We start from the raw sequence: 25145 nt of genomic DNA, 5'->3' as shown, positions 1-25145 counted from the left end.
CAGTTACATAGCGTTTTTGCCCATCCTGAGTTTCATAAGAACGGGTATTCAAACGACCTTCAACGAAACAACGGCTCCCTTTACGTAGGTTACCAGCTGCTTCCCCTAATTTACCCCAAGCTACACAGTTAATGAAGGCGGTTTGTTCCTTCTGTTCATTGGTAGTGGAATCAAAATATGTGTTTGTCGCAGCCACTGTAAATGATGCTACGGCTCTACCGGTTTTAGTAAAGCGCACTTCAGGGTCACGAGCTAAATTACCTAAGATCTGTACTGAGTTCATAGTAAACCTCCCAGAGCTTACTTGCCGTGTTTAACAATTAGGTGTTTAAGGACATCATCGTTGATTTTTAATACACGATCGATTTCTTTGATTTCTGCAGGATCTGCTTCAAAGTTAACCAATACGTAGAAACCGTCAGTGAATTTTTTCACTGCGTAAGCAAGACGACGCTTGCCCCAACGATCTACCTTTTCTACTGTGCCGCCTACACGAGCAATCAAAGCTTCTACTTTTTCAATAACCGCGTTGGTTGTCTCTTCTTCGGCTGGTTTCACAATCACCATGACTTCGTATTTGTTCATACAAAATCACCTCCTCTTTTGGACATATGCCCCTATCTTCCATAGGGGTAGGAAGCGCTTACCATCAATAAGCTTTTCAATTATATACTAATTCTAATAAAAAGGCAAATTTTTTATGAAAAAAAGCCCAAAATTTCCAATAATTACTATTTGCTGTTTATACTATTCTAATTTTCTATAGAAAATGACATTTTTAACTATACACCGAACTCTACACAGAGTATACTTAAATAAGAGTGTATATCAAAAAGATTGCAATGATTACAATATTATTATATATGTAGGAGGTTTGACCTATGAAAATCAGAGTAGGCATTGTAGGCTACGGCAACTTGGGCCGTGGCGTAGAAGCGGCTGTAAAATTACAGCCGGACATGGAATTAGTTGGTGTTTTTTCTCGTCGTAACGGTTTAGAAACAGTGAGCGGCGTGCCAAGCTACGCTATGAGTGAATTGGAAAGCTTCAAGGGCAAAATCGACGTTATGGTTCTTTGCGGCGGTTCCGCTACAGACTTAATCGAACAGACTCCGATGGTGGCTAAACATTTCACCGTTATCGACAGCTTCGATACCCATGCACGCATTCCGGAACATTTTGAAAATGTTAACAAAGCAGCTAAAGAAGGCGGCAATGCGGCATTAATTTCTTGCGGTTGGGATCCGGGCATGTTCTCCTTGCAACGCGTTTTTGCCGAAAGCATTTTGCCACAGGGTAAATCCTACACCTTCTGGGGCCGCGGTGTCAGCCAGGGTCACTCCGACGCCATTCGTCGTTTGGATGGCGTAGTGGATGCTCGTCAGTATACTGTACCTCGCGAAGAATATTTGGAACAGATTCGTCAGGGTCAAACTCCTGAAGTGACGGCTCAGTCCGGTCACCTTCGTGAATGCTATGTAGTCGCCGCTGAAGGGGCTGACAAAGATAAAATCGAAAACGAAATCAAAACTATGGAAAACTACTTCGTTGGTTATGAAACCATCGTTCATTTCATCTCCCAAGAAGAACTCGACAAAAACCATAAAGGCATTCCACACGGCGGTTTCGTACTTCGCAGCGGTGAAAGCACCGAAGGTACCCGTCACGTTGTAGAATATTCCTTAAAACTCGACAGCAATCCTGAATTCACCGGCTCTGTATTGACGGCCTATGCACGCGGTATTTATCGCTTAGCTAAACACGGCGGCACCGGTGCTTACACTGTGTTCGATATTCCACCGGCTTGGATTTCTACCCACAGTGCTGAAGAATTGCGCGCTCATTCTTTATAATTCGTAACAATATATTAATACCAACAATAGAATAACCTATATACTAAGAGGCTGTAACGAAAACAGATTTTCTGTTATCGTTACGGTCTTTTTTTGTGTATTAACTAAACGTTTAACTCAGTAGTACACTACTTTAAAACCTCTATACTATCTTTTTGGGTACTATAGCACTTTAAAGTGCATTCTTCCTTTCGAATCATATTTAGCATATAATGAATCCATCAGCTGATAAGAATTGTTTTCAAAATTTACAAATACATTAATAAATTAGGATTCATTACCGAATACTAACATTTAATACTGCAAAATAAATAACCAAGACTATGTTACAATAAAAGGAGATATATTATGTTACATGAAATTAATTGGCCACACGAATATTTACCGGGTACAACCGACAACTTTGCTTCCAACGAAGTGATTATCCAAGGAGTTACGGCTGCCGAAGCTTTTGACAATTTAATCGATACCGCCATTTGGCCAACTTATTATAAAAATGTGGCCGATGTGGAGTTTGACAATACTAAAGGTACCAAGCTTGCTGAAAATACGCGTTTTCGTTTTAAAACCTTCGGTTTCCCTATCGAAGCAGAAATTACCGAATTTGAAGCGCCAAAAGGTGATCAACCGGGCCGTTTAGCTTGGCATGGCTGGGCTGAAGGCGACGCCGAAACGCGTCTTGATGTAATCCATGCTTGGCTCATTGAAGATTTATCGGAAAATCGTGTGCGTATTTTGACTCAAGAATCTCAAATCGGCAAACCCGCCGTGGCTTTACACGAAGACCCAACAGATCCAATGAATATCGGCCATCAGGACTGGCTCCGTGGCTTAGCGGCTACTTTATTAAAAGCAAAAGCCGGTAAATAATAAATTATATTTTTAGGAAGGGATTATCATGGCTACCAAAAATTCTATGTTTCAATGCCCCGTTGAAGCGGCTCTAAGCCTGTTAGGCGGCAAATATAAATGCATCATCTTATGGCATTTATTGGAACGTACTCATCGTTATAGTGAATTACAGCGTGTCATTCCTCAGGCAACGCCAAAAATGTTAACCCAGCAGCTGCGTGAACTGGAAGATGCGGGCGTTATCGAACGCAAAGTCTATCCCGTAGTCCCACCTAAAACAGAATACAGCTTAACGGAATTCGGCCTCACTTTATCCCCTATTATCGAGTCCATGTGTGACTGGGGCAAAACGTATATGGGAGATAGAATTGCACCAAAAGATTGTAATTCGTAAATACTGAGTAATATTAACAACTAAAAATTCCTCTTTAAAGCAACTTAGAGATAACATCTTTAAGTTGCTTTTTTATTTGCTTTTTTAAATTACTTCTTGCTTTCCCCCTCAATGACTGATTATCTAAAATTGATCTTCCTAATATTTATTTCATCTGCCCCTTGATTTTAATTTAAACAGCGTTTAAAATTAAATTGTAAATTAAACAATGTTTAAATTTTAAAATAAAACAGCAAACTATATTACAATTCTTATTTTTCTAATCTATATAAAGGACATAATTATGGCAGAATCAACGAAAGATAAAATCATCAACACAACCTATCGCTTAATGCTCAATAATGACGATATCAGCAGCATCACGGTACGCATGATTGCCGCCGAAGCAGACGTCAACGTGGCACTCGTTAATTACCATTTTAAAAATAAAGAAAACCTCTTTAATGAGGTCATCAACCAAATTCTAATCCGTGCCAAAGAGTTTTTTAAACTCCTCGAAGACGAAAAAACGCCGCCGCGCAAGCGTTTATTCGATTTTTTATTGCAATATCAACAGCATTTAGCCAAGCATAAGAAGTTTATTTTCTATCTCTTTTCATCAAAGCAAACCTTCCCAACCCAGATGACCTATCTTAAATTCTTACGAACCCAAGGGGTTGCCAAAATAATGAGTCATGTAGCCCTCCTCATTAAAGAGCAACAACCGGATGCCTCCGATGAAGCCATACGTAATATGACTAAATTTACCTTCAGCCACTTAATCTCCATTTTGGTCTTTCCGGTTATTTACAGCGCCTCTATTAATGAAGGCGTTAAGACAATGAAAGATGTCTTCATTTCGCCGGAAGAAACCAAAGCATCATTGCATTTCTTTTTTGATACCTATTTCCCGGAATGCGAGATTGAATCGAAGCATAAAATGTAAGCCAGAACTCTAATATCAAGTGATATCTTTTTTACTACTTAGCTAAGGAGCCCCCTATGAAAAAGAAATATATCCCCATCGGCCTGGTGCTGATTCTTTTAATCGGCATCACCATCTACTACTTCTACCCCCGCACAACTACCGGCAAGGTGAACACGGTAGGTACCATCGAAGTTCACCAATACGATATTACTCCGCGCAGCAGCGGTTATATTTCAGGTCTTGATGTAGATCTCGGCAGCCGCATCACCGCCGGTGAAACACTATTTACCTTATCTGAACCAACCACCAACACAGCCCTTGATGCCGCTAAAGCATCGCTCGCTCAAGGAGCCGCCAACTTAGCGGATTTACAAGCCGGTGCTCGTGAAGATCAAATCAAAGCATACAAAGCCTTGGTCGACTCCGCGACCGTTACACGTGACCAAGCGCTACGTGAATTTAATCGCTATGACGCCTTATATGCCGAAGATGCTGTGTCCGCCCAAGTACGCGATCAAAAACAACAAGCCTATGAGGTAGCCCAGCAGAACCTCACCAAAGCGACGGCCGATTACCAAGAATTATTACAGGGCACCCGCAGCCAACAGATTGCCGCTGCCCAGGCTCAGGTAGAAGCGTTAAACGCTAATGTAGCCTCTGCCCAAAGCCGCGTGGAAGATTTAATTATGAAAAGCCCGGTTAACGGCCTTGTTTTAACCAAGAACTACAATAAAGGTGAATATGTGAAAGCCGGCGCACCTGTTTTAACCATCGCCGATATGCAGGATGCGTGGGTCCATATCTACGTGTCGACCGAGCAATTGGCTCTCATTAAAGTAGGCGACAAAGCACAAATCAAAGTAGACGGCTTACCAAACCAAATCTTTGAAGGCTATATTGAACGCATCAGCCCCGAAGCGGAATATACGCCGCGTCAAAGTATCACTAAAACGGAACGCTCAAATTTAGTATATAAAGTGCGTATTAAAGTAAAAAATGGTGAGGAAATTCTTAAACCGGGTATGCCCGTGGATGTGGTGATTCCATGATTAGCATTCAAAATGTCCACAAACATTACGGCGATGTGCACGCCCTTAAGGGTATCAACCTGACCATTCCGGACGGTGAAATGTTTGGCCTCGTTGGTGCCGACGGTGCCGGCAAATCATCGCTCCTTCGCATGCTTTGCGGACTAATCGTCCCAAACGAAGGCACTATAACTATTAATGGTGCCTCGCCGCGCGACATAAAGCACACTATCGGCTATGTATCGCAGCTCTTCGCCTTATATCCCAATCTAAGTGTGTACGAAAACCTCGAGTTGTATGGTCGTCTATACGGACTCAGTAAGGATGATCTGCACAGTAAATGTGATACTCTCGCCGAATATGTAGGCCTTGGCCAATTTAAAGACCGCATGGCCAATGATTTATCCGGCGGCATGAAGCAGAAATTAGCTTTAGCCGTAGCGCTCTTAAACACACCAAAACTACTCATTTTGGATGAACCTTCAACCGGTGTCGACCCCTTATCACGCCGCGAATTATGGACTTTAATCAAAAAAATCAACCAAGACGGTACCACCGTGGTAGTCGCTACGCCTTTCATGGACGAAGCAGACTACTGCACGCAGATTGCTTTTTTTGAAGCCGGTCAAATCTTAGCCCTCGGCACGCCACAAGAACTACGAGCTCAGACCAATGTAAAAGCAAACCAAACACTGGACGAAGTATATATTCGCCTCGTCAATAAAAACAACGAACTTACCGCCGATTATGCAGTGCACCATGACTTTGAGCGACTCACCGATAAACCAATCGTTATTCAAACGCAAGACCTGGTGCGCCGATTCGGTGATTTTACAGCCGTCAACAAGCTTAATATTACTATTAAAGAAGGGGAAATCTTCGGGTTGCTCGGCTCCAACGGCTGCGGTAAATCCACGACTATTCGCATGCTCTGCGGCACCTTGACCCCTACGACCGGCCAAATCGAAGTACTCAATACGGATGTGACAAAGCATGTGTCACTCATAAAATCAAGCATCGGTTACATGTCTCAAAAATTCAGTCTCTATGCCGATTTAACAGTCATGGAAAACCTCACCTTTTACGGTCGCGTCTACGGCTTAAAAAAGGCTGAATTAGCCGAACGCATCGATACCGTCATCAACGAACTTGAATTACACGACATTAAGAACCGCTTAGTCCGTGAATTACCGACCGGCTGGCGCCAACGAGCCTCTTTAGGAGCCGCCATTTTACATAAACCGGCCATCGTGTACCTGGATGAGCCGACCAGTGGTGTCGATCCGTTGACACGTCGTCAATTCTGGGACGTCATCAATAAATTATCCGACCGAGGCACCACGATATTAGTAACCACCCACTTCATGGACGAAGCGGAACAATGTGACCGCATTCTCTTTATGGATAAAGGATCTAAAATTATCGAAGGTCGCCCTAAAGTATTAAAAGAAACCACACCGGGTGCTCATAATTTGGAAGATGCCTTTATTTATTATATGAAACAAGCTAGGAGTCAATGATATGCAACGAATTTGGGCTATACTGATAAAAGAGTTTCACCAGATGAAACGGGATAAAGCCACCTTATTTATGCTGATTTTAATGCCCTTAATGCAGCTCATTATTTTCGGCTACGCCATCAATACGGATGTAAAACATGTACCGACGGTTATTTATGACCAATCAAGAAGCGAAGAAAGCCGCGAGCTTATTAATGCCTTCGTGGGCACCTCCTACTATGATGTCGTTGAATATGTAGATAGCAACCAGGCCATGTTAGACAGCATTTATTCCGGTAAGGCCGTAGCGGCCCTCACCTTTCCGCCAACCTTCAGTGAGGATATTAAACACGGGCGCACCGCGGAAATGCAACTCATCGTCGACGCCAGTGACAATACCATAGCCAACAGCGCCATCAGCACGGCACAACTCTTAGGACAACAGCGGTCCCTAAGTATTACGTCACAACGCTTGCTGGCTACCGGCCAAGCGATGCCATCTGGTAATGCCATTGAAGTTAAAATCAACCCCTGGTTCAACCCGGATTTCATAACCGCCTATAACATTGTGCCGGGCATTATCAGCCTCATGATTACCACGACCTTGGTAAGTATTACGGCCATGGCTATCGTGCGCGAGCAGGAGGTGGGTACCTTGGAACAGTTAATGGTAACGCCGCTCAAAGACTATGAAATCATCATCGGCAAAGTAATTCCCTATGTAATCATCGGCTACGCTCAGGCGGGTATCGCTTTGGTAGCAGGGATTCTGCTATTTGATGTGCCGTTTCAAGGCAGTTTTTTCGTCCTCTTTATGACAACGACCATCTTCCTCATCGCCTCATTGATGCTGGGAATCCTCGTTTCCACCGTGGCCAAAACCCAGCTCCAAGCCATGCAGATGTCGATCTTGGTATATATGCCGAGCATTTTGTTATCCGGTTTTATGTTCCCCCGTGTGGCCATGGATGCCATTTTTCAATACCTTGGCGCCATCATGCCCATGACCTTCTACTTGACCATCATCCGCGGCATCATGCTAAAAGGAATAGGTGTCGAGTATTTATGGCCACAGATTTTTGCCCTTATTACCTTCATTATCATCACCGGTTTTATCAGTATCCACACCTTTACCAATAAACGTAAAAACGGTTAACAGTGCATCCGCGCAGTTTCTATGTTATAATAAATTGTTAACATAGTAATTTATAACTAACATAGACGTCGGTGGTTCCCATAATCACCTATAGCAGACTTAACTGATGAGTGAGGAGAATGAAATGAGTACAAATCTTGAAGTAGGTATTGTAGGCCTTCCTAATGTGGGCAAAAGTACGCTGTTTAACGCTATTACCAAGGCCGGTGCCGAAGCGGCCAACTATCCGTTCTGTACAATCGAACCTAACGTAGGTGTGGTTGACGTGCCGGATGACCGCATCAATCAATTGGCCGTTATGTTTAAATCTAAAAAAATTATTCCGGCTGCTATGCGTTTCGTTGACATTGCCGGTCTCGTAGCCGGTGCTTCCAAAGGCGAAGGTTTGGGCAATAAATTCCTTAGCCACATCCGCCAGGTTGACGCTATCGCCCAGGTTGTACGTTGTTTTGATGACCCTAACATCACTCACGTAGCCGGTTCCATCGATCCGATTCGTGATATTGAAATCATCAACACGGAACTTTGCTTGGCCGACCTTGATTCCGTTGAAAAACGTAAACAGCGTATTGAAAAAATCGCCAAGAGCGGTGACAAAGATGCTCGCATCGAACTTCCGATTTTGGAAAAAGTCATCGAAGGTCTCGGCGAAGCCATTCCGATACGTGCCCAAGGTCTCGACGAAGAAGAGTTGGAAATTCTTAAAGAGTTAACCTTGTTAACGGCTAAGAAATCCTTATATGTAGCCAATGTATCGGAAGATGAAATTTCTGATTACGAAGCTAACGAATATGTAAAGAAAGTAGAAGAATATGCGGCCAACGAAGGTTCCGGCGTCGTAGTTGTATCCGCTCGTATCGAATCGGAAATCGCCGAATTATCCGATGAAGAAGCGGCGGCATTCCTTGAAGAACTCGGTCTTACCGAAAGCGGTTTAACTAAGTTAATTAAAGCCAGCTATTCCTTATTGGGCCTTATCAACTTCTTCACTGCCGGTGAAATGGAAGCCCGCGCTTGGACTATCGTAGAAGGTACGAAAGCCCCTCAAGCAGCCGGCAAAATTCACTCCGACATTGAAAAAGGCTTTATCCGTGCGGAAATCGTAGCGTTTGACGACCTTGTAGCTTGCGGCAGCCAGAATGCGGCCAAAGAAAAAGGTCTTGTTCGCCTCGAAGGTAAAGACTATGTCATGAAAGATGGCGATGTAACCTACTTCCGCTTCAATGTGTAAGCATTAATATGTAATGTTAAAATATATTGTTAAAATATATCGTTACAATATAACGGTTATCTGTTTTAAGAAAATAAAATAAACATTAATAGCTTATTGGCTATAACAAAAAATGTACGCAGTCCAAAATCGGAACTGCGTACATTTTTTTCTGTTTATTCTGTTTACCGGCTAAGCTGTCATATTAAGTTTGGCTTAGTATTTCAATTTACCCATTGGTACATAAATCGTACCGGAAGACATAGGTCCTACGGTGCCCTGCTGGAAGATAACAAAAATTTCATGGTCTTCCGTAGCATAGAAATCGGAAGGAACTTTGTCGACCGTTCTGTTTTCAGGGAAAAACTGTGGCTTTAAATCTTCATCATTGGCAATAGCCTGATTTAATTCATCTAATTTAACGCCGCCAAAGTCATGCAAGGTCAACACTTTGCCACTGGTGCTGTTAAAGGTGAACGCTTTTACTGTATTCAAACCGTTAGCAGCTTGGTCACCAATGGTATACGATTTAAGCAATACACTGAAGATCCCTTTGTCATTGGCTTTAACATCATATGTCATGTACAGATTTTCTTTTACATCCGCTTTAAGATTGTTTTTTTCCAAATTCTTTTGCAATGTTTGTACGTATTTGGTGATTCGACTGTTAATTTCCTTTGTTACCACCGGGCTGACGGATGTTACTGTCGGATAGGTAACATGGATGCGGTCACCACTGATAGCGATTGGTTGAACGGCTACGGATAAACGCTGATAATACGCATTCGCTTCCGGAACTTTCACCAAATCCGCTTCACGCGACAGTTCATCGGATGCTTCCCACATAGCTTTATTGGAAGCCGGCGAAATATCCGAAGATACACGTTTAGTCATAACGCCGGTCGTATTGTTATGTGCTTCGGTCGGCGTCTGTACTGCCACAATATCGCCGTTGTCATCGACTACAGCAGCAGCCGGTTCGGAATCCACTTTTACAACGGCCACGTCAGCAGCATTAACGCCGCCAAAACCGCCCAAAGCGATGGATCCGAATACAGCGGCCATTATATATTTTTGCCATTTCTGTTTCATAAAAAATTCCTCCTTCATTCCCCTTTATGGCTAATGTACTTTAATACATTAAATCATGCCAAAAAACACTATATATTTATAATATAGCAAAAAACGGTGAAAAAATCGTGATATTCTGCATTTTTTCATGATGATTTATGATGTATACAATATAGAGTTAAATTTGAGATTGATTTTTGTCCACAGTTTTTGTACAATCGTCTTGTAGGATTATTAAGTGTTCTATTTTTTATTCTCTCAAGGAGGGTTAGTATGAAGCATGATTTTATGAGTCATGACTTACATCTGCCGGAATTGACGTTCCGCGGTATGCTATTAGGCGTACTCATTACTATTATTTTTACCGCGTCAAACGTTTACTTGGGCTTAAAAGTTGGCTTAACCTTCTCCAGCTCCATTCCAGCCGCTGTAATTTCCATGGCTATCCTTCGTTTTTTCAAAGACTCCAACGTTCTTGAAAACAACATGGTTCAAACCCAAGCATCGGCTGCCGGTACTTTATCGGCTGTTATTTTCGTTTTGCCGGGCCTCTTGATGCTAGGCTATTGGCAAGGCTTCCCTTACATGCAAACTTTATTACTTTGTGCCTGCGGCGGTTGTTTAGGTGTATTATTTACGATTCCGCTTCGTCGTGCCATGGTAGTAAACAGCGATCTTCCATATCCGGAAGGCCGTGCTGCTGCTGAAATTCTTAAAGTAGGCAGTCAGAATCATGGCGACAGCGCTAAACAAAGCGCCAGCGGTATGAAAGAAATCGTAAGCGGCGGTATTTTTGCCGGTATCATCAGTCTTTTCACCAACGGCTTCCATTACTTGGCCGGTGAAATGAGCTTCTGGTTCGGTGTTGGCCGCGGGGTTACTCAGTTCCCTCTCGGCTTCTCCACTGCCTTACTCGGTGCCGGTTTCCTTATCGGTATCTCCAGTGGTATCGCTATCTTGGTTGGTATGATTATCGCTTGGGGCGGTTTCGTGCCTTACTTGACCAATGTATTGCCTATGGGCGATGCTAAGTCGGTAGAATCCTTCGCTATGGCCGTTTGGAAAGAAAAGGTTCGTTTTATCGGTGCCGGATGTATCGGTATTGCCGCTATTTGGACCCTCATTACCTTGGCAAAACCAATTGTTGAAGGTATGCGTATTTCCGTTCAAAATATGAAAATGTCCGGCGAAGAACGTGAAACTCATCGTATGGATACAGATATGAAGCCTTCTACTATCGCACTTGTATTCTTGCTTATTTTAGTTGGCCTCGTTGTTTGTTTCTACTCCTTCGTAAGTGCCGTTGACATCAGTCCTGCTCTTATGTGGACATTCGTTATCTGCGGTATCGTTATCGCTCTTTGCATCGGCTTCTTCGTAGCTGCTGCCTGCGGTTACATGGCCGGTCTTATCGGTACATCCGCCAGCCCAATCTCCGGTATCGGTATTTTGGGTATCATCATTTCGTCCCTCGTAGTATTCGCCATTGCATCTGCCAATGACTTATTCGCTACTGAAGCAGGCGTAAAATTCGCTACTGCTATGGCCTTATTCATGACCAGTGTGGTTGTTTGTATTGCCGCTATTTCCAACGATAACTTACAAGACCTCAAAACCGGTCAACTCGTAGGTGCTACACCTTGGAAACAGCAGGTAGCTTTACTTATCGGTTCCGTAGCCGGCGCCATCGCTATCGCTCCGGTTCTTAACCTTTTATACGAAGCTTATGGTTTCACCGGTGCGTTACCTCGTGCCGAAATGGATCCATCCGCTGCCTTGTCGGCACCGCAAGCTACTTTGATGACAACAATTGCGCAAGGTATCTTCAGCTCCAATCTTGATTGGGATTACATCCTTATCGGTGTGGGCATCGGTATTATCGGTATTATCGTTAACTTAGTATTAAAGAGCACAACAGCTACTTTATCCTTACCGCCATTGGCTATCGGGATGGGTATCTATTTACCGCCTTCCCTCGAAATGCCGCTCGTTATCGGTTCTTTAATGAGCTATTTCGTTGGCAAATACTTAGTAAAACGTGCTAAAGAACGTAGCGGTGAATTGGCTGATGCCGATGTTGAACAATGTAACCGTCGCGGCGTTCTCTTCGCTTCCGGTATGATCGTAGGCGAAAGCTTAATCGGTGTAATTATTGCGGTTATCATCGTTATCTCCGTAACTTCCGGCGGTGGCGAAGATCCACTCAGCATGGTTGGCAAAGACTTTGCAAATACTGCTGAATGGCTTGGTTTAGGTGTCTTTATCCTCACAATTGCTTACTTCGTAAATCTTGTATTATCGACTAAGTTCAATCGTGAAGAAGCGCTCGAAATCCAACGCATTAACGAAGAAGAACATAAATAAAATCTTACAAATCTAATCATGAAAACTGTCATGTCCGAAAGGATGTGGCAGTTTTTTTATCTCCTACAAAAATCTTACAAAACCTTGAAAAATTTTTATTAAATTTTACATTTTTCATCTTGAATGTTTACACTATTATGATTTAATGAAAAATATGTGGTGCACTAAATTGTAATCTAGTATATTAAAACCTTATTCAAGGTAGGAGGAAATCATGAGATTAAAAGCCATTTTATCCGGCCTGTTTTGTATGCTGGCCTTGCTCGTACTTGCAGGTTGTGGCAACTCAACTTCAAACAGTGGTTCAGCAAATGACAAAGTAGTAGAAATTGAATATTGGCATGTCGCATCCGATAGTTTTGGTGGACAAACAGTTCGTGAATTGGTTGCCGATTTTAACAAAACACATCCTAATATTAAAGTCACTGAGAAATTTAATCCGGATATGTACAAAGGCTTAACTCAAAACTTACAGGCTGCTTTAGCATCTGGCCAAACACCAGACGTAGTGCAAATGGGTTGGAACTTCTTAAACTATGCACACGAAAACTTTGAAACGGAAAATATTGATAAAATTTTCGCTGATGCAGGTGATCCTAATTTTATAAAAGATACCTTTGAACCTAATATTGCTCGCTTAGCACAAACAGATAACGGCGATCAAGTCGGTGTTCCTTACTCCTTATCCTTACCGGTTTTATACTATAATCCGGATATCTTTAAAGCTGCCGGTTTAGATCCTAATAAACCACCGAAAACATGGGAAGAAGTAGCAGAATATGCTAAACAAATTAAAGAAAAAACAGGTAATCCGGCATTCTTTATGCAAGAATATGCCGATACTTGGACCAATCAAGCACTCGTTGAATCCAATGGCGGCACCATGTTAACTCATAAAGACGGTAAATGGCAGGCCGGTTTTGATACCCCTGAAGCTGCTCATGCTTATCAAGTAATTGCCGATATGGTTAAAAACGGCACAGGCTTACACGCAACTAATGAAGAAGGTTTCCAAAGCTTTACTTCCGGTAAATTAGCTATGGTAGCAACTACCATCGGCAAACGTGCTAATTTTGAAAAATCTTCTAACTTCAAAGTAATGACTACAACCTTCCCTGCCTTTGGCAACAAACCAGTTAAAGTGCCTGCCGGCGGTAACTTCCTCATGATTCTCAGCAAAGATAAAGCTAAACAAAAAGCCGCTGTTGAATTTGTAAAATACTTGGAAAGTGCTGAAAACTTAACGAAATGGGATACTGGTACCGGTTACTTACCGCCACGTAAAAATATGGCACAAGAAGGTCCATACAAAAAACTAATTGATGAAAACGAAAATATAAAAAAAGCCATGGAAATGCTTCCTAATGTAACACCTTGGGTTAGCTTCCCGGGACAAAATGGCTTACAAGCAGAACAAGTGTTAATTGATGCCCGAGATGTTATCCTTAACGGTAGTAAAACTGCATCTGAAGCGTTACACGAAGCAGCTTTAAAAATTAACGATTTACTGAAGTAATATTTCAAAAAATTTTCATATTGTAAAATTAATGCCATTAGAATCAGTAGACCTTAGATTTTATTTTTGTCTATTGATTCTAATTGTGCTTAGAAGGAGTTTTAATATGAATCGTCTTTCAAAATCAGGCTACTTACTGTTCTTGCCGGCTGCATTCTTCTTTTCAATCTTTTATTATTGGCCTTTACTCGTCAATGTAGTTCTTAGTTTCTTCTCATGGAATATGGTAAGTTCTAAGATTAAGTTTGTTGGAATTTCAAATTATACAGATATCGTTCAAACGGCAGAATTTTATTCTGTAATTGTAAATACAGTTTTATTTGTCCTATTTCTTTTAATTTTTAACTTTGTATTACCTTATATTTATTCTTATATCTTAGCTTATGTTCTTAAATACGGGAAAAATCTATACAAAGTATTTTTCTTTATGCCTTCGCTTTTTAGTCTATCCGTTGCAAGTATTCTGTTCTTATGGATATATAATCCATTAGCGGGACCTATTGATGCCATTTTACAAATATTTGGTCTTGATTCTCCTCGTTGGCTGAAAGAACCAATTTTAGTTATTTTCTCTATTAGCATGATTATTGCTTGGAAAGTATTTGGCTATAACTTTATTCTTATGTTGGCTGCCATGATGTCCGTTTCCAAAGAAATGATTGAAGCAGCTCGTTTAGAAGGAGCCTCGGATTGGGTCATTTTACGTAAAATTATAATTCCCCAAACATCTTCGTCAGCAATCTACGTCTTTGTTATTACCGTGGTATTCGGCTTACAGTACGTCATGATTCCGGTCAATATATTAACTCAAGGCGGACCTAATCAAGGCAGTGCAAACCTCGTATACGTTATTTACCAATATGCTTTCGTATTCTATCAAGTCGGCAAATCGGCGGCGTATGCTGTGTTAACGATGTTATTATTCGTTATATTTGCTTGGTGGCGTAATAAAGTATTAGATAAGAAGGTATACTATGAAAATTAATCTAAAAAAAGAACTTATCGGCCATATCATCCTTATAGTTTCGCTGCTCATTTGCTTATGGCCTATTGTATTTCTAGTATCGGCTTCTTTAAAAGATTTAAATCAAATCTTTCAGTACCCTTTGAATCCGCTACCGGAAAATCCAACATTATCCAACTATTTTACAGTATTGGACCGATTCCCTATTTTCCAATTTACCGGTAATACCTTTTTTATTGCCATTACGGTTACTATTTTTAAGATCATAACCAGCTTATTAGCAGGATTCGGATTTGTTTACTATCGATTTAAAGGCAGAGAATTACTATTCAATTCCATGGTTCTGACCTTTTTTATTCCTATGTCTGTGTTAATCATGCCTAATTATTTATTGATCTCTTCATTGGGACTTCTAGACACACCTTACGGTGTTATTCTCGTAGAAATTGTAGATGGCATGGGTATTTACTTAATGCGCCAAACTATGCGCAGTATTCCAAAAAGTATTTACGAATGTGCCATTTTAGAAGGAGCTTCACCGCTATATATCTTATGGCACATTATTCTCCCCTTAGTAAGACCATCAGTAATCTCCATTAGTATTATGTTCTTTATCAATGCTTGGAATGAATATTTTTGGCCATTGCTTATTTTAAAAAGTAAAACAGAATATACCTTAGCTTTAGCATTACCAATGTTTATTAGTGCCGAAGGCGGCAGTGAATGGGGCCTGGCTATGGCACTTGCCGTACTTACCAGTATTCTACCTTTTATTTTATTCATCATTTGCCAAAAATATATTCTCAACACATTTATTCAATCAGGAGTTAAAGGATAATGCACAATATAGTTTTTAATAAAGTAAGTAAAACCTACCACGAAAAAGAAATCATTAAACAATTAAGCTTTGAAATTAAAGAAGGGGAACGAGTGGTCTTGTTGGGACCTTCCGGTTCTGGTAAAAGTACGACTCTTCGTATGATTGCCGGTTTAGAAGACATTAGTGATGGCGAATTATATATGGGAGAAACTCTAATCAATGATGTACCTGCGGGAGATCGTAATATAGCCATGGTCTTTCAAAACTACGCTTTATTCCCTCATTTCAATGTATGGGATAATATTGTATTCGGTCTAAAACTACAAAATCTACCTGAGTCTGAAATCAAAGAACGGGCTAAAGCTGCTATCGAAATGTTAAATTTAAAAGGCTACGAAAATCGCCTGATTCAATCTCTATCGGGCGGTCAAAAACAAAGGGTTGCCTTATGTCGTGCCATCGTAAAACAATCGCCGTATTTTTTACTAGACGAACCATTAGCAAATCTGGATGCACAACTTCGTCAACATGCCCGCCAAGAACTTATTAAAATCCATGAAAGCTGTAACTCTACTATGATTTATGTTACTCATGATCAAGTAGAAGCCATGACTATCGGTCAAAGAATCGCCATTTTACACGAAGGCGTCTTACAACAATTCGACAGACCAGAAATTGTATATGATAATCCGGCTAATTTATTCGTAGCCTCATTTATTGGTACGCCAGCTATGAATCTATGGCCTTTAATAACTAATAACGGTCAAGTAACCATCGGGTCTTCTACATTGGAGTTACCGCCATATGTAAAAGAAAAACTTACAACGCCGGCACTTACCGTAGGTATTCGTCCGGAAAAATTACGCCTTGTTCCGGTAGAACGAGCTATGTTACATGGAGAATGCCAATATATTGAAAATATAGGTAATATTCAAAACTGTTTATTTCAAGTGAATGATATGATTAAAGGATTTATTCAATTTTCAGGATTAGAAAATAAAATTAATATCGGTGATTCATTGGGCATTAATTTTAATTGGAACGACGCTTGTTTCTTTGATAGCGAAACCGGCATTAATTTAAATTCAAAACAAAGCCACTAGGAGGAAACATGAATACTATTGCGATTAGCGATTTACTATTTCCTGCATTTGAAAAAAATGCACTTAGAAATTTACCTCAAAATTTTGGTATGGAGTTTTTTGTAGAATTTGGACCGGTTGAATATTGGCGTTCTTTATTGCCACAATTTAATATTCAATCACGACCTATATCTTTGCACGGACCTTGTGTAACCGTCAATTTGGCCAATCCGGATGATACTCAATATTTAAGCCGCTATGAAAAAGATATTACTTTCGGCAAAGAAATTAATGCTGAATTTATCGTTGTCCATACAAATGAACAATGGTCAGGAAATAGAAAAGATATACAAAACTTAGTTATCGAACGTCTTCAAGAACTTGATAAATTGGCTCAAAATATTGCCGGGCCTCGTCTAGCCGTAGAAAATGTAGGTTTATTAACAAATAATCTATTCAATGAATCCGAGTATATTGAACTCTTTACTAAGTTTCCTAACATTGTTTCATTGATTGATGTAGGCCATGCTAATGTTAATCAATGGAATTTACCTTATGTAATTCAAACTTTAAACAAAAAGATTATTGCTTATCATTTACATGATAATAATGAAAAAAAAGACGAACATCAGCCTATCGGTACCAGTTCTATCAATTGGACAGAATTATTTAAAGCAATCAACACATATTCACCAAATGCCACTAAAGTCTTAGAATACGCCAACGGCACTTTCAAATCTATGGACCAATTATTAGAGCATTTGAACTCTATAGAGTCTTTAATGACAACAAAATAAACTATTAAAAACAATTACAAAAACGGCCATACTTAACTTTAAAAGGTTAGTATGGCTATTTTTGTAAGTGAAACTATATTTTGTTATAATGAAATTAATTACTAATAGTAAATTGCAATATGAAATTGAACACTTTTAAAAACCCAGTAACTTATTAACTTCTTCAATGAAGGCTTCTTGTGGTGTCCGGTAGTTCAGAATTTTGCGTGGCAGTGCATTACACCAATCGGTAGCACGTCGAAGTGTTGCTTCTGAAACATCACGAATGGCAGTTCCTTTGGGAATAATACGGCGTAATAAACCGTTGTGCCGTTCATTAGAACCACGCTCCCAAGCTGCATACGGATGAGCAAAAAACACTTGTAAATACTCTGTTTCTAACTCAGCAATAGATGCAAATTCAAGGCCATTATCGGCCGTAATTGTCTTGCAGAGTTGCTGTAGTGAGTCATGAGTACTGAAGCTTAGTAACCAGCTCTCTAGCGTATTTTTAATATCAGCTGCTTTAGCTGACGGAGAACGCAATGTTACATAAGCCCGTGTTTTACGTTCCAATAGGGAAATAATCACTTCATCATGCTTATCTTTAATGCCACGGACAGTATCAAGTTCCCAATGACCAAACTCTTCACGAGTCAGAATAGACTCATCGCGTAGATCAATAGATTTACCAAGGTTTTTCTTGTGTTTACGCGTATTAGATTTACGCGTAGAACGACGTAATACTAACGGTAAATCCATAGGCTTAATACGGAGAAGACCTTCATGTAGATAGTTATATAAAGTTTTGGTAGACACCATTTCATTACGTACAAACAAGCACTTACGCAAGGCGTAGCCTACAGCAGCATCAAGTGACCATTTATGGACTAATACCTGCTCTTCTACCCACGTAAGAAACGGGGAAATAATACCGGCTTTACGAGTGTTGAAGGAGCCCTGACGGGTTTTCTCATAGTTAAGTTGTCCATAATCTGCCAAGTACATTAAAACTCGTTTACCGGCTTTAATTTGTTCTACAGAACCGCGCTGTATCTCACTTTGAATCGTTGTACGAGAACGGCCTAATACATTAGCAATCGCTGTTTTTGATACACCTGCTTGTAATTGTTTTTCAATAAAAAAGCGTTCTTCATAAGATAAGTGTTTGTTTGTACGTAATGATGTGTTATGATTAATAGAGTCCATAGTGATATCGATACCTCGTGTAAAAGATTTTAGATTAGACACCTTAATCATAACACAAATCGGTATTCACTATGGATTTTTTATATGTTCAATTTCAGTTTACAATTAACCATTAATTACTAATATATAAAATTTTAAATATACATACACTGTTACAGGAGGTGTAATAATGAGTCAAACCATGACCAAAGAAGAATTTTTAAGTCGCTACGCCCTCGATCGAAGGGGCTCTAATAGTGTTAAATGGGACGGTTTAAAACAACGTTTCCGCACCGATGACGTCATCCCTATGTGGGTGGCTGATATGGATTTTAAGGCACCCGAAACGGTTATTGATGCTCTTACGGAACGCGTTAAACATGGTGCTTTCGGCTATTCTTTAATCAGCCCTACCTATCATCAAACCTTTATCGATTGGCTCACACGCCATCACGGCTATACGCCTAAGAAAAACTGGCTCCGCTTTACAAGCGGCACGATAACGACCTTATTCTGGATTTTGCATGCCTTCACTAAGCCAAAAGATAATATCCTTATTCTTTCACCGGTGTATTATCCGTTCTACAGCACACCTCAGGATACAGGCCGCACACCAATCTGCAGTGAACTGCAACAAGACGAAACAGGCCGCTATTATATCGACTTTGACGATGTGGAAGCAAAGATTAAAGAACACAATATTAAAGTTTTCATCCTCTGCAATCCCCATAATCCGGTGAGTCGTATTTGGTCGGAAGAAGAAATGGTTAAACTCTTCACCCTTTGTGAAGAAAATAATATACTCATCGTAAGTGATGAAATCCATGAGGATTTTATTTTTGGACCGGATCCGTTTATTCCGGCCTTAGCCGTACAAGACGGCCGCTTCAAAGATTCCATTATCACCATTACCAGTGCGTCCAAAACTTTCAACTTAGCCTCTTTACCGGTAGCGCATACCATTATTCCGAATGAAGCTCATCGCAAACAATTTGATGCCTATGTAGCCACCATCGACCATACACAGCTCCCGGTGCTGGATTTACTGGCTACAGAAACAGCTTATCAGACGGGCGATGCTTGGTTAACCGGACTGTTGGCTGTAATTAAAGACAACTACGATATTTTGAAAAACACCTTGCTCGAAGCGGCTCCTAAATTAGTATTTACACCGCTGGAAGCGACGTATCTGGCCTGGGTTGATTTTAAAGCCTATGTGGCTCCTGAAGAACTGGATAACTTCATGATTAAACAGTGCCGCGTCGGCGTAAACACAAGTCCTAACTTTGCTCCAGCCACACCGGGTTTTGTACGCTTCAACTTGGCAGCCCATCCGGATACAGTGCGCGAAGCCGCCAATCGTATTATTAAAGGACTACAATCTATTAACCAAATTTAATTTTAAAGTAAACTCTCAATTTATATAAAGGTAGGAGATGCCCATGCGTCGTCACGATCGTCAGATTACTGATGAAAACACAATTAACGAACTCATTGCGCGCTGTCGTGCCATTCGTTTAGGCTTACGCGATGAGGATGAAATTTACATAGTACCGCTTCATTTTGCCCATTCTTTTGAAAACGGCCAGCATGTCTTTTATTGTCACAGTGCCCCTATGGGGCGTAAAATCGACTTAATTAAACGCACCGGTTATGCTGCTTTTGAAATGGACGGCGGCCAAGAATTACTACCCGGTGAGATAGCTTGCGATTATTCTTCAGCCTATTTCAGCATTATCGGTACGGCCGATGCTTCTTTGGTAGAAGATATGGCTGAAAAAGAAGCCGCCTTAAATCTCATCATGGCGCATTACACCGGTAAAAACCAATGGGAATATAAACCGGCTATGCTAAAAGCCATAGCTGTTATAAAACTAGTAGCTCGAGAGCTGACTTGTAAAGCTAATCAGGCTCCGGTATAAAAACAAAAAACAACATATACACTTATTAACAATACTTAAAAAGCTCCAACATCAGAATCCCAATGTTGGAGCTTTCATTATATTTGATATTTGATTTTATTCGTGCCAAATCACTCTCTAATCAAAGCTAATTAAAGGTCGCCCAAGTAGCGTTTGGCTTCGCAGTAGTTAACCATGCCTTCTACAACTTTTTTAGCGGCGCGCATAGCGAGTACTACGGTAGCCGGTTTATGTACTACGTCACCGCCGGCAAAAACGCCTTTACGGCTCGTCATACCGTACGGCATTTCACGCGTTACTACATAGCCGTCCTTGTTAACTTCAATCCCGTTGCCCGGGCCGACTAAGCGTGCATTCGGTTTATGACCGATGGCGATGATAATCTTATCGGCCGGAATCACTTCATAGTGACCGGTTGGCTGGATGGATCCGTCTTCCTGTGGTTCTTGAATTTCACAACGTAAACCTTCTACCACAACGTCCCCTTCTACACTGGACGGAGCCGCGTAGAACTTGAAGCGAATATTTTCTTCTTTCGCTTCTTCGTATTCAGACGGATTGGCACTCATGTTTTCTTCGCCGCGACGATACGCTACCGTAACCGATTCAGCACCTAAACGCACGCAAGTACGAGCTGCGTCCATAGCCACATTACCGGCACCGATTACAACAACGCGGTCACCCTTTTGAACCGGAATGGCATCATCACCGACACGACCGTTTTGATGCAATTGAACGGCTGTCAACAAAGCCATGGCTTGTAAAACACCCGGTTTTTCATCGCCGCGCATAGGAAGTTCCATCGGTACATGGGTACCGGTTGCGATGAAGATAGCGTCATAGCCTTCTTCAAATAAGGAATCGATTGTTTTATCCGGTCCGATAACCGTGTTACATTCGAATTTAACACCAAGCGCTTTAAGGCGATTAATTTCACGATGTACCACTTCTTTACTCAAGCGGAATGCCGGAATACCATAGAGCAAAATACCGCCCGGTTCATCCTGTTTTTCAAAAATCGTAACTTCATAACCAAGTTTGGCCATATCACTGGCTACGGTAAGGCCCGCAGGACCGGAACCGATAATCCCGATTTTGCCCTGATCCTTAATGATTGGTTTCATACGACGTAAGCCGTGTAAGCTTTCAAAATCCGCCGCAAAACGTTCTAATTTACCGATATTGATTGGCTTATTGGCACGATTCAAAATACAATGGCCTTCGCACTGCTTTTCACGAGGGCAAACTCGACCGCAAACGGCCGGTAAATTACTGCGTTCGCCGATAATATCATTGGCTTCCCCAAAATTGCCGCGCGCAATGGCTTGAATAAAGCGCGGAATCTCATTTTCAATCGGACAACCGGTACGGCACAAAGGCTTCGCGCAATTTAAGCAACGCTTAGCTTCCGCTAAGGCTTCCTCTAATGTATAATCAGCATCTTCCAAGTACGCATGGTGGCGAGCCTTCGCCGCTGCATCGTTGGCTACTATATTTCCTGCTTGTTGATTTGTTACTTCATTCGGTCCAACCATGGAAATCCCTCCTCTAATTCTCACTTATCAATGCCTTCATTGATGAGTCAATTTATACTATTCCTTTTCCCTATATCTTTTTTTAAAAACTAATTCTACTATACCATAACGCCTGTAGCTAGTAAATAGTTGACAAAATAAGCCATAATTAGCCGATTGACTTTTTTACAAATATTGTCAGTACAGGACCACAATAAAAGAAGCCACCATTTGAGAATGACTCAGATGGTGGCTTACAAACCTAATTATGAACTTTTTAATCCAATTACTGGATAAGACCGTAGAACATAGCGGCTACAGTGATGATACCGATTACGATTACAAAGTAGTTTGTTACGCTGCGGTATTTCTGCATTTTTGGTACTTTGAAAATAGCAACCATAGGCATTAACAAGAGAATGAAGGCGATAGCCGGACCACTCAATGTTTCGATAATACCTAAAATGCTTGGGTTAATGTAAGCAATCAAGCAGCAAGTAATGAGCATGAATGCCAAGATAATGCGGTCAACCGTTTTAGCATTTAATTCTTTTTTGTTAACATGGCCTAAATCAATAACGATGTCGCGTAAACCTTCATAAGCACCTACATAGTGACCCAAGAAGGATTTAGTAATCGCAACGAAGGCGATGATTGGAGCCAACCAAGCGATGAATGGTGTATTAAAGTGGTTAGCTAAGTAGGATAAAATGGAGATGTTCTGATCTTTAGCAGCCTGTAAATCAGCCGGAGATAAGGCGAATACGCAGCTGTAAACGAAGAACATTACAACGCCGAACATCAATAATACAGCGTATTTTTGAATATCATGACATTTTTTATCTACATGTTCATCACCGTATTCCTGACGTTCTTTCATAACGAAAGCAGAAATAATAGGGAAATGGTTGAACGAGAATACAAGAACCGGGAATGTCATCCACAAAGTCATGAGCATAGCACTGCTGCTACCGCCTTCAGGCTGGTAGGTTAAAATAGCGGTATTCCATTCAGGAATGAGGTATAAACCGATAACCAATAAAGTGGCAATAAACGGATATACCAAGTAACTCATAATACGTACGATAATATCCTGACCCATACGAACGATGGCCAATAAACCAACAATTACAGCTACCGTAATTAAAGCACGATCAACGCCGGCAATACCGAGCTGATTCTGTAGTAAGCTGTCAGTCGTGTTGGTAATCGCTACGGAATATAATAACAAGATTGTATAAATACCAACAAAATAAACTACATTGAATACACGAGCTGCCGTAGGCCCCCAGAATTCTTCAACCGCACCGATGATACCTTTATCAGGTGAAGAAGCGGACATAACAAAGCGCGCTAATGCACGGTGAGCCAAGAATGTTACCGGGAATGCAAATAAGGTAATCATCAATAATGGCCAGATGCCGCCGATACCTGCGTTGATTGGCAAGAATAATACGCCGGCGCCGATGGCTGTACCGAATAAACCTAACATCCAAGTCGTATCTTCTTTGTTCCATTTGGAGGCATCTAATGTTTTAGTAATACTTTCGCGAATTGTTGTTTGTTCGCCATATACCGGTAATTCCTCCTGAACCGGTATGTCCTTTTGGACTACTGTTCTTTCATCTAACATACCTTTACTCCTTAATAGTAAAACCTGTAAAACCTAAAAACAACACTTTTCGTCCTTTTCTAAAACCTGCCCCCAAGTATCCGTTCAGAAAAGACATCTTATGTATGTATGATAGCATAGCATACCTAAAATGACAACTAATCATCATGATTGTATTGCATAGAGTGTACTTTCTGAGTGTTCAATTATTTATAATCAAACAATTAATAGTAAACATACATAAATTATAATATTAATCAGAATATTTTCACTTAATATTTTTGTATTATATTATATTAATTACTATTTTATAATATTTACGAAGTATTACTCATATTTTCATAAAAATAAGGTGTAATATCCACCCCATAAAAACATTCTTAAATTCAACTTATTGTTATGATTTTTATCGGTTTTTCTTGATTAGTTTCTGTAAAAATTACTCAAATATTTATTAAATGGCTCGTCTTATGAGTATTCTGTATAATTAATACGCAATTTGTGAATGAATATCAATTATGTATACTATCCGTTGCTATTATACATATTTACATATATAATGGATTTATAGGGTTTGTCACTGTTTTTTACTATAAATGTGTTTTTCAGACTTACTATGTTACTGTATTTTTATGAAAGGAAGATGTTAACGTATGAGTGGACGCTATGAAGTAAAATTTAGATATAAAAGTACCAGCCCAACCTCGCGGGGCAGTGTCAATGCCACAACAGTAACGGCTACCAGTATATCTGATGCAAGGAATCAGGTTATTGCTTCCCATAGTTACGGTAAGGGTGTAACCATTATTTCGGTGGTGAAGAAGAGTTAAGAAGTATTACACAAAGAGAAGCCTCACAGAACAAAATTCTGCGAGGCTTCTTAATTATCTCTTAAAATTCATAATAATCGTCTTTGCCGATATGTATAAAATACACTTCACACATAGTATAGCCTTCGGCCTTCACCGCATCAGCAATGCACTGTGCCATCTGTTTTTCCATAGCAACACCACGATCATACTGTAACACTTCCACTAAAGGATACATGTCATGGATTTTACCATCACGAAAATACTTTGTTTCCGGACATTCTAAGGTAAAATAGTCTACCGGTGTATCAGACAATTCAGCCAGCTGTTTAGGCAAAGCAATACTTAACTTTTGAACAACGTCAGGTATAACACCTTTGAAGATTAATTGGGGCATGATTACTCCTTACCACTTTAATAAATTGATATTATTTTTCAGTATGTATTTTTTACTTACAACCTACTTGCAACTACTTACAACCTACTTACAACTACTTGCAACCTACTAAAAACTACTTACAACCTACTTACAACTACTTAACATTCTTTAAAATTGGTTAATTGTAAACTGAAATTGAACATATAAAAAATCCATAGTGAATACCGAT

At 40.5% G+C, this 25145-nt stretch carries 24 protein-coding genes; 17 read left to right on the top strand and 7 right to left on the bottom strand.

What is annotated here, in order from left to right; translation table 11 throughout:
- Window positions 1–283, bottom strand: a 283-nt coding sequence (locus MXE28_RS08815; protein ID WP_247240053.1) for a single-stranded DNA-binding protein, incomplete at its 3' end; no start/stop codon positions are given.
- Between the two features lie 17 nt (window positions 284–300).
- A complete protein-coding gene (rpsF, locus tag MXE28_RS08810; RefSeq protein WP_006555211.1) occupies window positions 301–585 on the bottom strand; it encodes a 30S ribosomal protein S6 in 285 nt (94 codons plus the stop codon).
- 296 nt (window positions 586–881) lie between these two features.
- Between rpsF and MXE28_RS08805 the strand changes: the two genes are divergently transcribed.
- From MXE28_RS08805 to ychF, 8 genes are all read left to right on the top strand, one after another.
- Entirely contained in the window at window positions 882–1853 is a 972-nt protein-coding gene (locus tag MXE28_RS08805) for a diaminopimelate dehydrogenase (RefSeq protein WP_021840308.1), read from the top strand.
- 348 nt (window positions 1854–2201) lie between these two features.
- Window positions 2202–2723, top strand: a complete 522-nt coding sequence (locus MXE28_RS08800; RefSeq protein WP_021840309.1) for a hypothetical protein — start codon at window positions 2202–2204, stop codon at window positions 2721–2723.
- A 28-nt stretch (window positions 2724–2751) separates the two neighbouring features.
- Entirely contained in the window at window positions 2752–3099 is a 348-nt protein-coding gene (locus tag MXE28_RS08795) for a helix-turn-helix domain-containing protein (protein ID WP_021840310.1), read from the top strand.
- A gap of 283 nt (window positions 3100–3382) precedes the next feature.
- Window positions 3383–4024: a TetR/AcrR family transcriptional regulator gene (locus MXE28_RS08790; RefSeq protein WP_021840311.1), complete on the top strand. Its 642-nt coding sequence runs from the start codon at window positions 3383–3385 to the stop codon at window positions 4022–4024.
- Window positions 4025–4080: 56 nt separating this feature from the next.
- Window positions 4081–5055, top strand: a complete 975-nt coding sequence (locus MXE28_RS08785; RefSeq protein WP_021840312.1) for an efflux RND transporter periplasmic adaptor subunit — start codon at window positions 4081–4083, stop codon at window positions 5053–5055.
- Window positions 5052–6554, top strand: coding sequence for an ATP-binding cassette domain-containing protein (locus MXE28_RS08780; RefSeq protein WP_156705584.1), 1503 nt, complete (start codon window positions 5052–5054; stop codon window positions 6552–6554). Before MXE28_RS08785 ends, MXE28_RS08780 begins: the two co-directional genes overlap by 4 nt.
- Before the next feature lies 1 nt (window position 6555).
- Window positions 6556–7689 (top strand): ABC transporter permease, encoded by a 1134-nt coding sequence (locus MXE28_RS08775; protein ID WP_247240052.1) that lies wholly within the window; start codon window positions 6556–6558, stop codon window positions 7687–7689.
- Between the two features lie 124 nt (window positions 7690–7813).
- Window positions 7814–8920 (top strand): redox-regulated ATPase YchF, encoded by a 1107-nt coding sequence (gene ychF, locus MXE28_RS08770; RefSeq protein ID WP_021840315.1) that lies wholly within the window; start codon window positions 7814–7816, stop codon window positions 8918–8920.
- Between the two features lie 195 nt (window positions 8921–9115).
- On the opposite strand, the gene MXE28_RS08765 is transcribed toward ychF, so the two are convergent.
- On the bottom strand, window positions 9116–9991 hold the full coding sequence (locus tag MXE28_RS08765; protein ID WP_226974593.1) for a DUF3298 and DUF4163 domain-containing protein: 876 nt from the start codon (window positions 9989–9991) through the stop codon (window positions 9116–9118).
- 252 nt (window positions 9992–10243) lie between these two features.
- Between MXE28_RS08765 and MXE28_RS08760 the strand changes: the two genes are divergently transcribed.
- The 6 genes from MXE28_RS08760 (at window position 10244) to MXE28_RS08735 (ending at window position 17513) form a co-directional block, all read left to right on the top strand.
- Window positions 10244–12334, top strand: a complete 2091-nt coding sequence (locus MXE28_RS08760) for an oligopeptide transporter, OPT family (RefSeq protein WP_226974592.1) — start codon at window positions 10244–10246, stop codon at window positions 12332–12334.
- Window positions 12335–12548: 214 nt separating this feature from the next.
- A complete protein-coding gene (locus tag MXE28_RS08755; protein ID WP_021840318.1) occupies window positions 12549–13850 on the top strand; it encodes an ABC transporter substrate-binding protein in 1302 nt (433 codons plus the stop codon).
- A 106-nt stretch (window positions 13851–13956) separates the two neighbouring features.
- Window positions 13957–14835 carry a sugar ABC transporter permease gene (locus MXE28_RS08750; RefSeq protein WP_021840319.1) on the top strand — a complete coding sequence of 293 codons (879 nt, stop codon included), beginning with the start codon at window positions 13957–13959 and terminating at the stop codon, window positions 14833–14835.
- On the top strand, window positions 14825–15652 hold the full coding sequence (locus MXE28_RS08745) for a carbohydrate ABC transporter permease (RefSeq protein ID WP_156705580.1): 828 nt from the start codon (window positions 14825–14827) through the stop codon (window positions 15650–15652). Before MXE28_RS08750 ends, MXE28_RS08745 begins: the two co-directional genes overlap by 11 nt.
- Window positions 15652–16737, top strand: a complete 1086-nt coding sequence (locus MXE28_RS08740) for an ABC transporter ATP-binding protein (RefSeq protein WP_156705578.1) — start codon at window positions 15652–15654, stop codon at window positions 16735–16737. Before MXE28_RS08745 ends, MXE28_RS08740 begins: the two co-directional genes overlap by 1 nt.
- 8 nt (window positions 16738–16745) lie before the next feature.
- Entirely contained in the window at window positions 16746–17513 is a 768-nt protein-coding gene (locus MXE28_RS08735; protein WP_021840322.1) for a TIM barrel protein, read from the top strand.
- 135 nt (window positions 17514–17648) lie between these two features.
- Here the strand turns inward: MXE28_RS08735 and MXE28_RS08730 are convergent, their stop codons facing one another.
- Window positions 17649–18701, bottom strand: a complete 1053-nt coding sequence (locus MXE28_RS08730; RefSeq protein WP_247240051.1) for an IS30 family transposase — start codon at window positions 18699–18701, stop codon at window positions 17649–17651.
- A 169-nt stretch (window positions 18702–18870) separates the two neighbouring features.
- Here MXE28_RS08730 and MXE28_RS08725 point away from each other — a divergent pair, with 169 nt between their 5' ends.
- A complete protein-coding gene (locus tag MXE28_RS08725; RefSeq protein WP_156705645.1) occupies window positions 18871–20079 on the top strand; it encodes a MalY/PatB family protein in 1209 nt (402 codons plus the stop codon).
- A gap of 43 nt (window positions 20080–20122) precedes the next feature.
- Window positions 20123–20602 (top strand): pyridoxamine 5'-phosphate oxidase family protein, encoded by a 480-nt coding sequence (locus MXE28_RS08720; protein WP_021840275.1) that lies wholly within the window; start codon window positions 20123–20125, stop codon window positions 20600–20602.
- A 131-nt stretch (window positions 20603–20733) separates the two neighbouring features.
- On the opposite strand, the gene MXE28_RS08715 is transcribed toward MXE28_RS08720, so the two are convergent.
- Together MXE28_RS08715 and MXE28_RS08710 are read right to left on the bottom strand one after the other, a co-directional pair.
- Window positions 20734–22137, bottom strand: a complete 1404-nt coding sequence (locus tag MXE28_RS08715; protein ID WP_021840274.1) for an NAD(P)-dependent oxidoreductase — start codon at window positions 22135–22137, stop codon at window positions 20734–20736.
- Window positions 22138–22402: 265 nt separating this feature from the next.
- Window positions 22403–23749, bottom strand: coding sequence for a threonine/serine transporter tdcC H+/threonine-serine symporter (locus tag MXE28_RS08710; protein WP_021840273.1), 1347 nt, complete (start codon window positions 23747–23749; stop codon window positions 22403–22405).
- Window positions 23750–24381: 632 nt separating this feature from the next.
- Here MXE28_RS08710 and MXE28_RS08705 point away from each other — a divergent pair.
- The gene (locus MXE28_RS08705; RefSeq protein WP_021840272.1) at window positions 24382–24558 is read left to right on the top strand and encodes a hypothetical protein; all 177 of its coding nucleotides are present in this window, start codon (window positions 24382–24384) and stop codon (window positions 24556–24558) included.
- Between the two features lie 61 nt (window positions 24559–24619).
- Here the strand turns inward: MXE28_RS08705 and MXE28_RS08700 are convergent, their stop codons facing one another.
- Complete coding sequence (locus tag MXE28_RS08700; protein ID WP_021840271.1) at window positions 24620–24934, bottom strand: DUF1904 family protein; 315 nt, start codon at window positions 24932–24934, stop codon at window positions 24620–24622.
- Window positions 24935–25145: the final 211 nt, after the last annotated feature.

Source organism: Veillonella sp. KGMB01456, from assembly GCF_023051165.1.
Lineage (GTDB): Bacteria > Bacillota > Negativicutes > Veillonellales > Veillonellaceae > Veillonella_A.
Note: the sequence above shows the minus strand (reverse complement) of the source record. Positions and strands in the feature narration are given on the sequence as shown.

Coding starts and splice junctions, on each gene's coding strand:
- rpsF (WP_006555211.1), bottom strand. CDS start 585: ATGAACAAATACGAAGTCATGGTGATTGTGAAACCAGCCGAAGAAGAG.
- MXE28_RS08805 (WP_021840308.1), top strand. CDS start 882: ATGAAAATCAGAGTAGGCATTGTAGGCTACGGCAACTTGGGCCGTGGC.
- MXE28_RS08800 (WP_021840309.1), top strand. CDS start 2,202: ATGTTACATGAAATTAATTGGCCACACGAATATTTACCGGGTACAACC.
- MXE28_RS08795 (WP_021840310.1), top strand. CDS start 2,752: ATGGCTACCAAAAATTCTATGTTTCAATGCCCCGTTGAAGCGGCTCTA.
- MXE28_RS08790 (WP_021840311.1), top strand. CDS start 3,383: ATGGCAGAATCAACGAAAGATAAAATCATCAACACAACCTATCGCTTA.
- MXE28_RS08785 (WP_021840312.1), top strand. CDS start 4,081: ATGAAAAAGAAATATATCCCCATCGGCCTGGTGCTGATTCTTTTAATC.
- MXE28_RS08780 (WP_156705584.1), top strand. CDS start 5,052: ATGATTAGCATTCAAAATGTCCACAAACATTACGGCGATGTGCACGCC.
- MXE28_RS08775 (WP_247240052.1), top strand. CDS start 6,556: ATGCAACGAATTTGGGCTATACTGATAAAAGAGTTTCACCAGATGAAA.
- ychF (WP_021840315.1), top strand. CDS start 7,814: ATGAGTACAAATCTTGAAGTAGGTATTGTAGGCCTTCCTAATGTGGGC.
- MXE28_RS08765 (WP_226974593.1), bottom strand. CDS start 9,991: ATGAAACAGAAATGGCAAAAATATATAATGGCCGCTGTATTCGGATCC.
- MXE28_RS08760 (WP_226974592.1), top strand. CDS start 10,244: ATGAAGCATGATTTTATGAGTCATGACTTACATCTGCCGGAATTGACG.
- MXE28_RS08755 (WP_021840318.1), top strand. CDS start 12,549: ATGAGATTAAAAGCCATTTTATCCGGCCTGTTTTGTATGCTGGCCTTG.
- MXE28_RS08750 (WP_021840319.1), top strand. CDS start 13,957: ATGAATCGTCTTTCAAAATCAGGCTACTTACTGTTCTTGCCGGCTGCA.
- MXE28_RS08745 (WP_156705580.1), top strand. CDS start 14,825: ATGAAAATTAATCTAAAAAAAGAACTTATCGGCCATATCATCCTTATA.
- MXE28_RS08740 (WP_156705578.1), top strand. CDS start 15,652: ATGCACAATATAGTTTTTAATAAAGTAAGTAAAACCTACCACGAAAAA.
- MXE28_RS08735 (WP_021840322.1), top strand. CDS start 16,746: ATGAATACTATTGCGATTAGCGATTTACTATTTCCTGCATTTGAAAAA.
- MXE28_RS08730 (WP_247240051.1), bottom strand. CDS start 18,701: ATGGACTCTATTAATCATAACACATCATTACGTACAAACAAACACTTA.
- MXE28_RS08725 (WP_156705645.1), top strand. CDS start 18,871: ATGAGTCAAACCATGACCAAAGAAGAATTTTTAAGTCGCTACGCCCTC.
- MXE28_RS08720 (WP_021840275.1), top strand. CDS start 20,123: ATGCGTCGTCACGATCGTCAGATTACTGATGAAAACACAATTAACGAA.
- MXE28_RS08715 (WP_021840274.1), bottom strand. CDS start 22,137: ATGGTTGGACCGAATGAAGTAACAAATCAACAAGCAGGAAATATAGTA.
- MXE28_RS08710 (WP_021840273.1), bottom strand. CDS start 23,749: ATGTTAGATGAAAGAACAGTAGTCCAAAAGGACATACCGGTTCAGGAG.
- MXE28_RS08705 (WP_021840272.1), top strand. CDS start 24,382: ATGAGTGGACGCTATGAAGTAAAATTTAGATATAAAAGTACCAGCCCA.
- MXE28_RS08700 (WP_021840271.1), bottom strand. CDS start 24,934: ATGCCCCAATTAATCTTCAAAGGTGTTATACCTGACGTTGTTCAAAAG.